A 13,706-nucleotide genomic window follows, 5' to 3' on the forward strand; every position below is an offset into this window, starting at 1 on the left:
AGAGGCAAAACAGACAAATAGCTCAAGCTTTGCTAGGGTTGCACCCCATTCTAGCCCTTCATCAACTACGGACGATATAACGATGAAAGCCCTGAGCCCTACGCTTTTTATTCTAAGCCTGACAGCTTTATTTTTAAGTGCTTGCAGCCAAGAAGCCAAACAAACCTCACAACAAGCGCAAGAAGAACTGCAGATCCCCTACGAGCGCCATGTGCTCGCTAATGGCCTGACAGTTCTTATTCACGAAGACCACAGTGATCCGCTCGTGCATGTTGATGTCACTTATCATGTTGGCTCCGCACGGGAAGAGCTTGGGAAAAGCGGATTTGCTCACCTTTTTGAGCACATGATGTTCCAAGGCTCAGAAAATGTTGCCGATGAAGAGCACTTCAAAATCGTCACCGAAGCTGGCGGCACGATGAATGGCACCACCAACCAAGACCGAACCAACTACTTTGAAACCGTGCCCTCTAACTATCTAGAGACCATGCTTTGGTTAGAAGCTGACCGCATGGGCTTTTTTCTTGAGGGCATCACCCAAGAGAAATTCGAAGTTCAACGCTCAACGGTTAAGAACGAAAAACAACAAAACTACGACAATCGCGCCTATGGCCGAGCCTTTGAGCTTATCAATAAAGGACTTTACCCCTATGGCCACCCTTATAGCTGGCTCACAATAGGCGATATTGAAGACCTAGACCGCGTCACTGCCGAAGACTTGCGCAACTTTTTCTTGCGCTGGTATGGCCCAAATAACGCAACCCTCACTATCGGCGGAGATGTAAACTCAGACGAGGTTATGGCCTTAGTAGAAAAATATTTTGGCGGCATAGCCAAAGGACCTGAAGTTAAAGACGCAGAAGCAATGGGCTTTAGCCTTGAACAAGACCGCTACCTCAGCTATTACGACGACAAAATCCGCTTTCCGGCTGTCACCATGAGCTTCCCGACCGTTGAGAAGTTTCATCCGGATGCCGCCGCCCTGCAATGCCTAGCATCGATTCTTGGCGGCGGTAAAAGCAGCTATTTATATCAGAACTTGATTGCTAGCCGAAAAGCCCTAGAGGCGTCAGCCTCGCAAATGAGCAGTGAGCTCGCCGGCCAGTTCTTTATGTTTGTACTGCCCTTTCCAGGAGCAAACCTAAGTGAATTCGAACAAGAGCTACGCACCGCCCTCGATAACTTCGAGCAAAACGGCCCAAGTGATAATGACCTGGCTAAATACAAAGCAGCTTATGAAAGCTCATTTGTACACGGCCTTGAGACGGTATCTGGCAAGGTCAGCCAACTCGCTTATTACAATACCTTTGCCAACGATCCAGCCTACTTCAACACGGAGCTTGAAGCCCATCTCAGCTTAAGCAAAGACGATATTATGCGAGTCTATCGCAAGTACATAAAAGACCAACCGGCTCTGATCCTAAGTATATTAGCAAGCCCGGATGGCTTACCGGCGCAAGCTGACAACTACCAAATTCCTAGCTCGGGTAACAACCCATATCCGCACACTGACTACAGCGGCTTAAGCTACAAAAAAGCAAAAGATAATTTTGATCGCAGTATTCAACCCCAAGCTGGCCCCGCCAAATTAGTAAGCGTACCTAAGAACTGGCGCACCAAAAGTGACAACGGCATTCATATTATCGGTAGCGAAAGCCACGACCTTCCACTGATCAATATTCAGCTAAGTTTACGCGGCGGCTTTATCCTCGACAGCCTCAACATGGAGCAACGCGGCTTGGCCGGTATCAGCACTTTTATGCTAAATACCAGCACTGAGAATTACAGCGAGAAAGCCATTGCCGATGAGCTTGCGCTTATTGGCAGCTCTATTCACTTTCAGCCCAGCAGCCAGCGCTTTAATATTTATGTAAGCAGCCTCAGTAAAAACTTAGACCGCACTCTAGAGCTATTAAAAGAAAAACTCTTTAAACCGGCCTTTCTAGAAGAAGATTTTGCTCGCCTGCAACAACAACAAATTGAAAGTGCTAAAGCAACAACCACTCAAGCAAGCGGCATTGCCGAACTGGTATATCGTCGACAAATATTCGGCCCAAGCCATTTTTCAGGGGCTCCTGAAACCGACCTAGTCAATACCCTACCCAATATTACAGTTGATGACAGCCGTCAGTTCTACCAACAACACTTTAGCCCTAAAGATGCAGAACTTGTCATTGTCGGTGATATCGATCAACAAAGCGCACTTAAAAAACTAGACTTTTTATTCAACTGGCAGGGCAAAGAACCATCCAAGCCCACCCTGCCCAAAACACCAAGCTATGACCACACCCAGTTGTTTTTTGTGAATAAAACAGGCGCAGCTCAAAGTGAAATACGAATTGGTTATTTAAGTGATTTGCTCTATGACCCAACAGGTGAATACTTTGAACGCTACTTAATGAACTTCCCACTTGGGGGTGCCTTTAACAGCCGCATCAACCTAAACTTACGCGAAGATAAAGCCATTACCTATGGTGCTCGCAGCTGGTTCCAAGCCAGCGAATTACCCGGGCGCTTTACTGTATCAACTTCAGTAAAGCAAGACGGCACCACACTTGCTATCAGTGAAATAATGAAAGAACTTGAGCTGATGCGCGAGCAAGGCATTCATGATGACGAAATGCGCTTTATGAAAAGCTCAGTTGCCCAAGGTGACGCGTTAAAATATGAAAGCAATAGACAAAAGTCGGGCTTTCTAGCAACTATGCAACGCTATGGGCTCGATAGCACCTATGTCGATACACAAAAACAAATTATCAACAATATCAGCAAAGAGCGTATCGACGAACTGGCTCAAAAGCATTTGCGCATCAACAATATGATAATTGTCGTTGTAGGTGATAAAGAAAGCGTATTCACTAAGCTTCAACAGCTTGGCTACCCCATCACGGAGCTCAATGAAGAAGGTGAAAAACTCTAACTCCCTCTACAATAACTCAATACCCTCCAGAGGGCGCCCTCGCGTCCTCTAAACCGCAGATCAAACCCGCTTAAATGCAGCGCCGCCCTCTCAATGGCGCGAAGCCCGCTTTGCAACTAGACTAAAAAAAACACCACTATTAACGGGGGGGCGAAGCCTATACCACCACAAAACAAGGCGGTACAAGGGCTGTCGAACCGACATATGAAGCAAGGCGCATACACACAAGAGAGCAAAGACTTATGCAGGTTTTGAATCAAATAAAAATCCGCACCCGAATCTTAATTCTGACACTCGTACCACTGGCCGCGATCTTCCTCTTCTCTTTTGAACGAATGAGTGACGCCTGGCAGCAGAAAAAGAGCATGGAAGCCTTAGACACGGTACTACTTTATGTAAAAAATGCATCACCGCTTATCAATGCTTCCATTGAAGAGTCCTTATACACCCGTCTCTATATCGACAGCTCAGAAGAGAAAGCTTCAGCAGCACGCGCCAAGATGATGTCGCTTCGAAATACAAGTGACAGATATATCGAGCAATACCTAACATTCATAGAAAAAAATCAAACCCGCCTAGCCTTATTCCCCTCTCTCAACAATCGTATCGAGGTATTACAAAACGTACTTTCAAAGTATCACCATGTCCGTGCCGCCGCAGACAAAAAAAGCCATGTTGACACATCCAATAAAGCTGCCTTTGGCTACGATGTTCACACCATATACGAAATGCGCCGACTGATTAGATTACTCGTCGTTTCCCTAAGCGAAGTAGTTATTATCGCCTCAGAAAATAAAACACTTGGCCTAATGTCTAATGCGTTTTATAACCTTGTTGTTGCCAGCGCCGAATCAGCAGCAGCAAATAGTTTTATCTTTGCTGCTGCTTACAATGAAAAAGGACTGGAACCTTATGTATACGCACAAATATTCCGAGTACAAACTAAAGAAAGAGAGTTTTTAGATTTATTTAACGCCTTTGCTAGCCCCAAAGCCAGGAACATCTATGAGCAGAGATTAAATAACAATAACAACTTTCAAAAAGCTGAAAAGTTCATCACGGAAGTCCGTGCAAGCGGTGATCGTTTAATCAACCAGCGTATAGACTTAAAAGGCCTAGACTGGTCTTACCTTACAAAAGAGGTTTTTAGCGCTTACCAAGGAACCATTGAAGAAGTACTAGATGAGCTTATGGCAGAAAAAGACAAAGAATTGGGAGCCGCATCCACCAGTTTAATCAGCACCCTGCTACTCACACTAGGGGTCTTTGGCTTAATCGCCACGATGTCCTACTTTATCGGCTACAGCATAAACAAGCCATTAAAAAGGCTTGTTTATTCAATGAAACAACTGGCCAAAGATAAGGATATGCGCACTCACTTAGATGAGAATGGTAAAGATGAGCTAGCTGAGTTAAGTCAAACATTTAACCAACTTGTTTCCAGTTTCAACAGCACTTTGCAAGGGGTACAAACACAGGCCCAAGTTATGAACGACATCAGCTCAGATGTGGCCGACTCGATGAATCAAAGCCTCGCTCTGAGTGACAATCAACTTGGCGCAACAGACAGCATAAGCGTTGCGGTTACAGAAATGACCACAACCATCGAACAAATAAACGAGATGACTAAAAACACCTCAAAAGCAGTACAAAATGCAGGAGACATTTCGGTTAAAAATGCGGATAACGCATCATTAAGCCGCTCGATGATGGAGCGCCTAACCCAAGAGCTAGGTTCGACAAGTGACGTCGTTAATAAATTGCATGAAGAAAGCACCCTGATCAGCAACATACTGAATGTAATTCAAGGTATCGCCGAGCAAACCAATCTACTGGCATTAAACGCGGCCATTGAAGCTGCACGCGCAGGCGAACAAGGCCGAGGCTTTGCCGTTGTTGCTGATGAAGTTCGCAGTCTTGCCAAGCAAACACAAGAAAGCACTGAGCAAATTCGCGCTCAAATTGAAAGCTTACAACAAGGCGCCCAAGCAGCAACATCGAACATGCAAAGCTTGCAAGAAGAAGGCAGCAAAGCCGTAAGCGTGGTGGTCGACAGCGCTGCGACTGTAGAAATCATGAAAGAGGAGCTGGATAAAATCACTCAAATGGCGGTTCAAATCGCTACAGCGGCAGAAGAACAGGCTTCAGTGTCCAACGAAATCAGCGAAAGAATAGTAGCCGTTCGAGATGACTCAGAGATGGCGGCAACACGAGCCAATACCACGGTAGAAGCTACCCAAGCACTAACTAGTAGCGGCCATAAACTCAATGAATATATTAATGAATTTAAAATAGATAAAGTTGATGGCTACTAATTATCAAGATTTAGATAAGCAAGAAACAATCAGATAAATTGGCCAAGTGTAATTCGCTCATGCCCAGCCAAATCTCTATGGCTAGCAACCTGCTTAAAGCCATATTTTAAAAACAGCAAGCGAACGAATTCGGCTTGCTGCCAGCCGTGCTCTACCAGCAACCAGGCTGATTCAAATAAAAACGTAGGCGCTCCCGAAATAATTTTTTCTAAATCGGCGAGGCCAGAGTTCTCACTCACCAAAGCACTTAAGGGCTCAAAACGAACATCGCCTTGTGATAAATGCCTATCCCCTGCATCTATATAAGGAGGGTTAGACACGATCAGATCAAAACAACCACTCACATTGCTGTACCAGTCGCTCTGCGATACCAATACACGCTCCAAACCCAAGGCTTTCGCATTTTCTGCGGCAAGAGCGACGGCATCCGCACTATAATCAACCGCCTCAACATGAGCTGCAGTGAACTCACTAGCCAAGGCTAAAGCCACTGCTCCTGTACCCGTTCCCAAATCTAATATACGCGCATCATTAAAGCCTCGATCTAGGGCTAACTCAACCAACAACTCGGTTTCAGGTCTAGGAATTAAAGTCGCAGGGCTAACCTTTAAATCTAAAGACCAAAAGTCCTGTTGGCCCAATATATAGGCAATTGGTTCCCCGTTAAGGCGACGCTCAAATAAGCTAGAGAATGCTTGTGTTTGCTGTTCATCCAATTCTCGTTCGGGCCATGTAAATAAATAACTGCGATTTTTATTTAAGCACTTGGCCAATAATAACTCGACATCCAAACGCGCCGTATCACTTTCTGTTAGTTCAGCTGCGCGTTTAAGACAGCAAGCAATACTGATCATGTTACTCACTTAAAGCTGCAAGCTGATCGGCCTGATGCTCATTCACCAAGGGTTGAATAACCTCACCCAAGCGGCCTTCCATAATTTCTGCCAGCTTATATAAAGTAAGGTTAATACGGTGATCTGTTACTCGACCTTGAGGGTAGTTGTAGGTGCGAATACGCTCAGAGCGATCGCCACTACCAACCAAAGATTTACGCTGATCACTATGAGAGGCTGCAGCTCTTTCCTCTTGAGCCTGAGTTAAGCGAGAGGCTAATAAAGCCATCGCTTTTGCACGGTTTTTATGCTGTGAACGCTCATCCTGACACTCAACAACCACGCCTGTTGGGATGTGGGTTAAACGAATTGCGGAATCGGTTTTGTTAACGTGCTGACCACCTGCTCCGGAAGCGCGGAAGGTATCCACTTTTAAATCTGCCTTATTAATTTCAATGGCATCAAGCTCATCTGCCTCAGGCATAATGGCAACGGTACACGCCGAAGTGTGAATGCGGCCTTGGCTTTCCGTTTCCGGAACACGCTGCACTCTATGAGCGCCACTTTCAAATTTAAGCTGAGAATAAGCGCCCTGCCCTACAACACGGGTAATAATTTCTTTATAACCACCATGATCACCTAGGCTTTCACTAATTAACTCTATACGCCAACCACGTGACTCAGCGTAACGACTGTACATGCGAAATAAATCACCAGAGAAAATCGCAGCCTCATCACCTCCGGTCCCCGCACGTATTTCAAGAAACACGTTCTTATCATCGCTTGGGTCCTTAGGTAGTAATAATTTTTGCAGATTTAATTCAATAGGCTCTAACTGCGCTTCACTTTCTTTTAATTCTTCCTGCGCCATTGCTCGCATATCGGCATCATCGTCGGCAGCAAGTAGCTTTGCCTCTTCGATGTTGTCTAATAGCTGCTGATAAGCTTCAAAAGCTTGTACCACCGGCTCAAGCTCCGCGTATTCTTTGCCTAGCTCGCGAAAACGGTTTTGATCCGCAATCACATCGGCATCACCGAGAAGGTGGCCAACTTCTTGATAGCGCTCAGCTAACAAAGAAAGCTTATCTAATATGCTCTGTTTCATAATATTGAGTACTCAGATGTCAGTCGTCGACATCAACTAAAGAAAATAATTTTTTAATATGGCGTAAAAAAGCGAGATCTTCATCACCTGCTGCTTTTTTCATTACGGCACTGGGGCCGTGCATAAACTTATTACTCAAGCTTGCAGCAAAGCGTTCAAGCACTTGCTCAGCATCTTGACCGGAACGTAAATTTTTCAGTGCTTTTTCAAGTTCAAGTTCAGTAAGACTTCCTACTTGAGAGCGAAAAGTACGAATACTGCCAACCGCACTCAGGGCTCGATGTTCAGTTTCAAACTTGCGAACCCCCTCATTAACAATATCTTGAGCAAGCTCAGCGGCTGCTTGCCGAGAGCGCCGATTCTCATCGATCACCTCAGTAAGGTCATCCACCGTATATAAAAAGACATCATTTAACTCGCCAACTTGGGCCTCGATATCTCTAGGAACAGCAATATCGACCATAAACATCATCTTATGGCGACGCTTCTTTAAGGCGTCCTCCACCATGCCCTTACCGATAAGAGGCAAAGGTGCTGCCGTCGACGAGATAACAATATCAGCTTCTGCCAAATAATGAGGGATGTCAGATATTAGCAAAGGCTCTGCATCTACCTCTGCACCTAAGCGCCTCGCATTCTCTAGAGTTCGATTGGCAATCAATAAACGCTTAATGCCCTGCTCTCGCAGATGCCTAGCGACCAGTTCTATTGTCTCACCAGCCCCCACCAACAAAGCCGTATCTTTGCGTAAATCCGAAAAGATTTGTTGAGCAAGACTCACTGCAGCGTAAGCGACTGATACCGGATTCTCGCCAATGGCGGTTTCCGAACGCACCCTCTTTGCCGTGGCAAAAACCTGCTGAAAGCAGTTGTGTAATTGAGAATCGATAGCTCCGTGCTCACCCGACAAGGCGTAACAACTTTTCATCTGTCCTAGAATCTGTGGCTCACCCAGCACTAAAGAATCTAGACCTGAAGCCACCTTCATCATATGGCTTACCGCTTCAGAATTACGGTATACATAACTACAACTACAAAGCTGCTCTAGTGAAATAGCTTTAAATTCGGCCAACCACTGCTGAATCACAAGTAAAGGCTGCTCAGAAATTGCATAAAGCTCTGTACGATTACAGGTGCTTAATAAAGCCAGCTCCAAAACAATGCCCTGCTCACGCGCCTCAGCTAAGGCGCGACGTACGTCATCCGACGAAAATGCCAGATTCTCACGTACATCGACCGTTGCCGTAGTGTGATTAATTCCAAGAGCAAAAAGAGTCATTCGCCGCCTAGGCCGCCATTAGATAAAACCGTGCATTTTCGGTGCAACTAGCCCTAGGAGCAAGCCAAAAGTGATAAAGCGACGCAGCTTTTTTCATTTAGAGGCATTTATACGCAGCTACAGCTAGCTGCAAGCATCAGAAAAACGCTATAGTGCCGACGATAGAACTCGCCAAAGGATACAGGCGCTTACACCAGCGAGAACAGAGTCAGGAGTTTGAATGTTGTTTTGCAAAAGGCCCAAGCATTGTGTTTTGGCAGCCTTTTTTACCGTCTCAGCAGCGCTAGGCTTAAGTGCCTGTAGCTCAACCCCAGCCAAACAAGCTGCAACCCCCCTACCCAAGGTAGAGATTGAGCCGAGTCTGCACTTCCAGCAGGATAGCCTTTATCGCTTGTTAACTGCAGAACTGGCTCTAGTACGAGAGCGCTATGATGTCGGCCTAGACAACTACGTAGAAGAAGCGATAGAAAGCCGCGACGTCAATGTCACCGCTCGCGCAACACAAATAGCCCGTATCCTCAAAAACCATAGTGAAACCCTAATGCTCGCTGAACAGTGGCGGGAGCTTGATCCAGGCAGTTATGAAGCCCGCTTCATTCTCATTTCAGAATACATTTATGCAGAACGCTTTGAAGAGGCATTTGCCGAATCCCAGCGTTTACTTGCTGCCGGACATAGCTCAGGGTTTGAAGACATCGCTATCGATGCAGCTCAAAAGAACTACAGCAAGAACGATGAACTCACTCAAGCCTACTCCAACCTACTAAAGCAATACCCTAAAAACACCGAACTACTTGTTGGTTACAGTATTTTATTGCAAACCAAAGGCGAGCTAGAACCCGCGTTAAAAGCGATCAAAAAAGCCAACAAACTCGATAAAAACAACTCTCGAGCACGCTTCCAAGAGTTTCGTGTACTGACTGCCATGCAGCGTACCGACGAGGCTATTACAGCCTATGGCAAAATGGTTGAACTACAGCCGCAGAACCCACAACTACGTAACCGCTACGCTCAGCTCCTCATTGGTTACGACTTAGGCATGGCCCTTGAGCAGTACCAAATCCTTCACGAGCAAACACCACAAGATGCCGACGTGCTACTCAATTTAGCACTATTAGAATACAGCCAAGGCAATATCCCAGCGGCCAAAAACACATTTAATAACCTGCTAAGCCGCAACCAATATACGGGCATTGCTCATTTCAACCTCGGCGACATGGCCGAGCGTGAAGGCCGGAAAAACGACGCAATAAACCACTACATCCAAGTAAAGAGTGGCACGCGCTATGTCGAAGCCTCATCACGCGCAGCAGAGTTGATTGCTCGCAATGAGACATTTTCAAACGCCCTAGCCTTTTTAAGCGCAAGGCGAGAGCAAGCTGATACGCCAGGACACAAAGAATCGCTGTATCAAGTAGAAGCTGAAACCCTCAGCAGCACCCAACAAGACGCTCGCGCCATCTCAGTTTACAGACAGGGTTTAAACGAATTCCCAGAGAGCGTAATACTGCATTACAGCCGAGCCATGTATTACGCAGCTAGGCGCAACCCAGATAAAGCAGAGCAAGACTTCTTAATTGTTTTAATGCAATCGCCTAATAATGCCGCCACACTCAATGCCTTAGGCTATACCTTGCTAGACCAAACAAACCGCCTTGCTGATGCTGCCGTCTATATAGAAAGAGCCTACGCCCTTAAGCCCAATGATGCCGCAATCATCGACAGTATGGGCTGGCTCGCATTCAAACAAGGGAATTACAAACAAGCACAAGAGCTACTAGAACAGGCCTATAAGCAAACCAAGGATCATGAGATTGCAGCCCACCTTGGAGAAGTGCTTTGGCAACAGGGTGATCAGCGGCGAGCACGTAAAATCTGGAAAGAAGCAATTAATAATTGGCCCAATAGTGAAACCTTAAAACAAACACTCAAACGACTTGAGGTAGAACTGTGAAGCCCAGCTTGCGTATTTACGTACTCTGCTACTGCTTAGCCTTAGCCGCTTGCACCTCTCAGCAAACGGTATTCACAGCCCAAAGCCCTGGGCAACTGCAGCAATGGAGTATCAAGGGCAAAATTGCACTTAAAACCCCTAACGAAGGGCACAGTGCAAACCTAAGCTGGAATCAAAAACAAGATCAGTATGAAATCCGCCTTAACGGACCACTTGGCAGCGGTGCTATCGAACTTGAAGGCAACAGTCACAGCGCCACCCTGCGCAACTCTAATGGTGAATACCACGCAAACAGCGCTCGAGAATTATTAGAGCGCATGTCAGGTCTTGCCATGCCAGTCGACATGCTCCGCTGGTGGATAAGAGGCTTACCAAGCCCAGATGCAAGTGTCAGCCAACAACGCTACTCCGAGAATGGCGACCTTATTTACTTCGAACAGCTCGGCTGGGTTGTCGAGCCTAGCCGCTACAACGCAATTGAACAATTACGCCTGCCCTACAAACTGCGTGCAGGCACCGGCGAGTTTCAGATCAAGCTCGCCATTAAGAACTGGGGCAAGCATGTAAGTGGCTCCCAAACCCACAAATAGCCTAAACTTTCACCGCCACTAACCAAAAATAAAAAAGCATAAAAAAAATCGAAACAAAGGTTTGACATCGTCTTAAAGCGCTATTAAAGTACGCGCCTTCCTCGAGGGGGGCTGAGACTTCTAGCTTTTGCCAAGGCAAAACAAGAGTTTCGACGATGGTAGATAAACAGTTGTTTATATACTCGAGGACTTAATCACTAAGTGATTATGATGCCTCCCCAAGCGAGTTTTACTGGGGTGTAGCCAAGCGGTAAGGCAGCGGGTTTTGATCCCGTCATGCGAAGGTTCAAATCCTTCCACCCCAGCCATTTCTTCTCGCTCACGCCACACTCATTAGTCTCCAAACAATTGGTAGTATAAAGAGGTCTCTACGTGGCTGATTTAATGGTTTTCACCGGTAATGCAAACCCTGAACTTGCAGCGAGCATTGGAGACAAGCTTAATGTACCTCTTGGCGACATTATGGTCGACAAGTTCTCAGACGGTGAGATACGCGTTGAGCTCAATGAGAATGTGCGCGGGCGCGACGTCTTTGTTATTCAACCGACCTGTGTTCCCACCAATGACAACGTCATGGAACTGCTGGTCATTATCGATGCACTCAGACGAGCATCTGCGGGACGAATCACTGCGGTAGTACCTTATTTTGGCTACGCCCGCCAAGACCGACGCGTGCGTTCGGCGCGTGTCCCTATTACAGCCAAAGTAGTTGCAGACATGATGGTCACCGTTGGTGTTGACCGAGTGCTCACCGTTGACCTTCACTGTGAGCAAATCCAAGGCTTTTTTGATGTGCCTGTTGATAATGTCTATGGTTCACCAGTATTGCTTGAAGACATTCGCAAACAACATTTTGAAGACCTAGTGGTTGTCTCCCCTGACATTGGCGGTGTTGTTCGCGCCCGTGCCGTTGCTAAACAACTAGGCATTGAACTTGCGATTATCGATAAACGCCGCCCAACGGCGAACGTCGCAGAGATCATGAACATTATTGGTGAGATCGAAGGTCGCACCTGCTTGCTGGTCGATGACATGGTTGATACCGCAGGCACACTTTGCAACGCAGCTCTCGCTCTTAAAGAGCATGGCGCGAAAAAAGTAGTGGCTTACGCCACACACGCAGTACTGAGCGGACCTGCGATAGAACGCCTAAACAACAGTGAACTCGATGAACTGGTTGTTACTGATTCTATCCCCCTTTCAGAAGAAGCGAAAAATTGTCAGGCAGTTCGCCAACTTAGCTTGGCTGACATGCTCGCTGAAGCGATGCGTCGCATCAGCAATGAAGAATCTCTTAGCGCGATGTTTAACGAAGGTTAAACAAGCACTAGAGCCCACTGCCTCGGCAGTGATCTGTCCCTGATAGTCCTGGTCGCGGGTTATCGGGGTTTATTTTTATTTACGAAACAGAGAAAAGACTATGTCTGCTGAAGATTTTAAACTAGACGTTATTGCTCGCGATGACGCAGGGAAAGGTGCGAGCCGCCGCCTCCGTCGCGAAGAAGGCCTTGTGCCTGCCATCGTATACGGTGGTCGCAAGAAGCCTCAGAACATTAGCATCGTATACAAGGAGCTTATCAAGCACCTTGAAAACGAAGCGTTCTACTCACACTTGATCGAACTTAACGTTGACGGCAAAGCTGAAAACGTTATTTTGAAAGATCTACAACGCCACCCTTCTAAGCCAGTGATCTACCACGCTGATTTCTTGCGTGTTAGCAAAACTAAGAAGCTTAAGATGAGTGCACCAATCCACTTCATCAACGAAGCAAGTTCTGTTGGCGTTAAGCAACAGGGCGGCATCGTAAACCACCAGATGACTGAACTTGAAATTAGCTGTCTACCAGCTGATATCCCTGAGTTCATCGAAGTGGATCTTGCTGAACTAGAAGTTGGCCAATCAGTTCACATCTCAGACCTTAAACTACCTAAAGGTGTTGAGTCTGTTGCATTGAGCCACGGCGCTGACCACGATCAGAGTGTTGCTGCTATCATCAAGCCTCGCGGCATGGGTGAAGACGAAGCCTCTGAAGGTGAAGCTGCAGAAGACGCAGCAGAGTAAGAGTGATATCGCAGCGCAGGTGAATGAACTATGAAATCTGCTGCTGTGCCTGTTCGTATGATTGTGGGGCTTGGAAATCCAGGCTCTGAATACGACAGAACGCGCCACAATGCCGGCCAAGACTTGGTTGAATTGCTGGCGCGACAGGCGGGCACCCAGCTCGCCTCCTCCCCCAAATTTTTTGGTTTCAGCGCAAAAGCGCGCATTGCTAACAGCGATGTGCATCTGCTGGTACCGACCACCTATATGAATCGCAGCGGCCAAGCTGTTGGCGCACTCGCCAAATTCTATAAAATCGAAGCCGAAGCCATACTGGTTGTGCACGACGAGCTCGATCTAGCTCCCGGTGTTGCACGCCTTAAAATTGGTGGCGGTCACGGTGGTCACAATGGCCTGCGCGATATTATTAGCGCGCTGGGCAACAACAAACAGTTTGCGCGCCTGCGCCTAGGCATTGGCCATCCGGGTCACGCCAGCGCCGTTGCCAACTACGTATTAAAACGCGCCAGCGCCCAAGACCAGCAGCAGATAGACAACGCCATTGATGAGAGCCTCAGAGTGCTCGACGACGTTGTCGCGGCCGACTGGGACAAAGCCACGCGCGAACTGCATTCACGAACAAAGTAACTGAGAGACTTCAGTTCACAA

At 47.0% G+C, this 13,706-nt stretch carries 10 protein-coding genes and 1 tRNA gene; 8 read left to right on the plus strand and 3 right to left on the minus strand.

The annotated features are described in order from the left end of the window. Positions 1-82 precede the first annotated feature (82 nt). The gene (locus AB1S55_RS18410; RefSeq protein ID WP_370979654.1) at positions 83-2,920 is read left to right on the plus strand and encodes a M16 family metallopeptidase; all 2,838 of its coding nucleotides are present in this window, start codon (positions 83-85) and stop codon (positions 2,918-2,920) included. 242 nt (positions 2,921-3,162) lie between these two features. Continuing rightward, a complete protein-coding gene (locus AB1S55_RS18415) occupies positions 3,163-5,235 on the plus strand; it encodes a methyl-accepting chemotaxis protein (RefSeq protein ID WP_370979655.1) in 2,073 nt (690 codons plus the stop codon). A gap of 29 nt (positions 5,236-5,264) precedes the next feature. Here AB1S55_RS18415 and prmC read toward each other — a convergent pair whose 3' ends face one another. From prmC to hemA, 3 genes are read right to left on the minus strand one after another with little or no spacing between them, the layout of a single operon-like run. Beyond that, on the minus strand, positions 5,265-6,089 hold the full coding sequence (prmC, locus tag AB1S55_RS18420) for a peptide chain release factor N(5)-glutamine methyltransferase (RefSeq protein WP_370979656.1): 825 nt from the start codon (positions 6,087-6,089) through the stop codon (positions 5,265-5,267). Position 6,090: 1 nt separating this feature from the next. Continuing rightward, on the minus strand, positions 6,091-7,173 hold the full coding sequence (gene prfA, locus AB1S55_RS18425; protein ID WP_370979657.1) for a peptide chain release factor 1: 1,083 nt from the start codon (positions 7,171-7,173) through the stop codon (positions 6,091-6,093). A 19-nt stretch (positions 7,174-7,192) separates the two neighbouring features. Beyond that, positions 7,193-8,452 (minus strand): glutamyl-tRNA reductase, encoded by a 1,260-nt coding sequence (gene hemA, locus AB1S55_RS18430; RefSeq protein ID WP_370979658.1) that lies wholly within the window; start codon positions 8,450-8,452, stop codon positions 7,193-7,195. Positions 8,453-8,672: 220 nt separating this feature from the next. On the opposite strand from hemA, the gene AB1S55_RS18435 reads away from it, so the two are divergent. From AB1S55_RS18435 to pth, 6 genes are all read left to right on the plus strand, one after another. Beyond that, on the plus strand, positions 8,673-10,406 hold the full coding sequence (locus tag AB1S55_RS18435) for a tetratricopeptide repeat protein (RefSeq protein WP_370979660.1): 1,734 nt from the start codon (positions 8,673-8,675) through the stop codon (positions 10,404-10,406). Next, the gene (gene lolB / locus AB1S55_RS18440) at positions 10,403-10,996 is read left to right on the plus strand and encodes a lipoprotein insertase outer membrane protein LolB (protein ID WP_370979661.1); all 594 of its coding nucleotides are present in this window, start codon (positions 10,403-10,405) and stop codon (positions 10,994-10,996) included. The genes AB1S55_RS18435 and lolB overlap by 4 nt, the downstream gene beginning before the upstream one ends. A gap of 233 nt (positions 10,997-11,229) precedes the next feature. Then, positions 11,230-11,304, plus strand: a tRNA-Gln gene (locus AB1S55_RS18445). A gap of 64 nt (positions 11,305-11,368) precedes the next feature. Continuing rightward, positions 11,369-12,316, plus strand: a complete 948-nt coding sequence (locus tag AB1S55_RS18450) for a ribose-phosphate pyrophosphokinase (protein ID WP_370979662.1) — start codon at positions 11,369-11,371, stop codon at positions 12,314-12,316. A 100-nt stretch (positions 12,317-12,416) separates the two neighbouring features. Next, positions 12,417-13,058: a 50S ribosomal protein L25/general stress protein Ctc gene (locus tag AB1S55_RS18455; protein ID WP_370979663.1), complete on the plus strand. Its 642-nt coding sequence runs from the start codon at positions 12,417-12,419 to the stop codon at positions 13,056-13,058. A 30-nt stretch (positions 13,059-13,088) separates the two neighbouring features. After that, the gene (pth, locus tag AB1S55_RS18460) at positions 13,089-13,685 is read left to right on the plus strand and encodes an aminoacyl-tRNA hydrolase (RefSeq protein ID WP_370979664.1); all 597 of its coding nucleotides are present in this window, start codon (positions 13,089-13,091) and stop codon (positions 13,683-13,685) included. Positions 13,686-13,706 lie beyond the last annotated feature (21 nt).

This window comes from Agaribacterium sp. ZY112, from assembly GCF_041346925.1.
Lineage (GTDB): Bacteria > Pseudomonadota > Gammaproteobacteria > Pseudomonadales > Cellvibrionaceae > Agaribacterium.

What these genes read in the sequence shown, in the direction of transcription:
- AB1S55_RS18410 (WP_370979654.1), top strand. Translation starts at nt 83, where the DNA reads ATGAAAGCCCTGAGCCCTACGCTTTTTATTCTAAGCCTGACAGCTTTA.
- AB1S55_RS18415 (WP_370979655.1), top strand. Translation starts at nt 3,163, where the DNA reads ATGCAGGTTTTGAATCAAATAAAAATCCGCACCCGAATCTTAATTCTG.
- prmC (WP_370979656.1), bottom strand. Translation starts at nt 6,089, where the DNA reads ATGATCAGTATTGCTTGCTGTCTTAAACGCGCAGCTGAACTAACAGAA.
- prfA (WP_370979657.1), bottom strand. Translation starts at nt 7,173, where the DNA reads ATGAAACAGAGCATATTAGATAAGCTTTCTTTGTTAGCTGAGCGCTAT.
- hemA (WP_370979658.1), bottom strand. Translation starts at nt 8,452, where the DNA reads ATGACTCTTTTTGCTCTTGGAATTAATCACACTACGGCAACGGTCGAT.
- AB1S55_RS18435 (WP_370979660.1), top strand. Translation starts at nt 8,673, where the DNA reads ATGTTGTTTTGCAAAAGGCCCAAGCATTGTGTTTTGGCAGCCTTTTTT.
- AB1S55_RS18455 (WP_370979663.1), top strand. Translation starts at nt 12,417, where the DNA reads ATGTCTGCTGAAGATTTTAAACTAGACGTTATTGCTCGCGATGACGCA.
- pth (WP_370979664.1), top strand. Translation starts at nt 13,089, where the DNA reads ATGAAATCTGCTGCTGTGCCTGTTCGTATGATTGTGGGGCTTGGAAAT.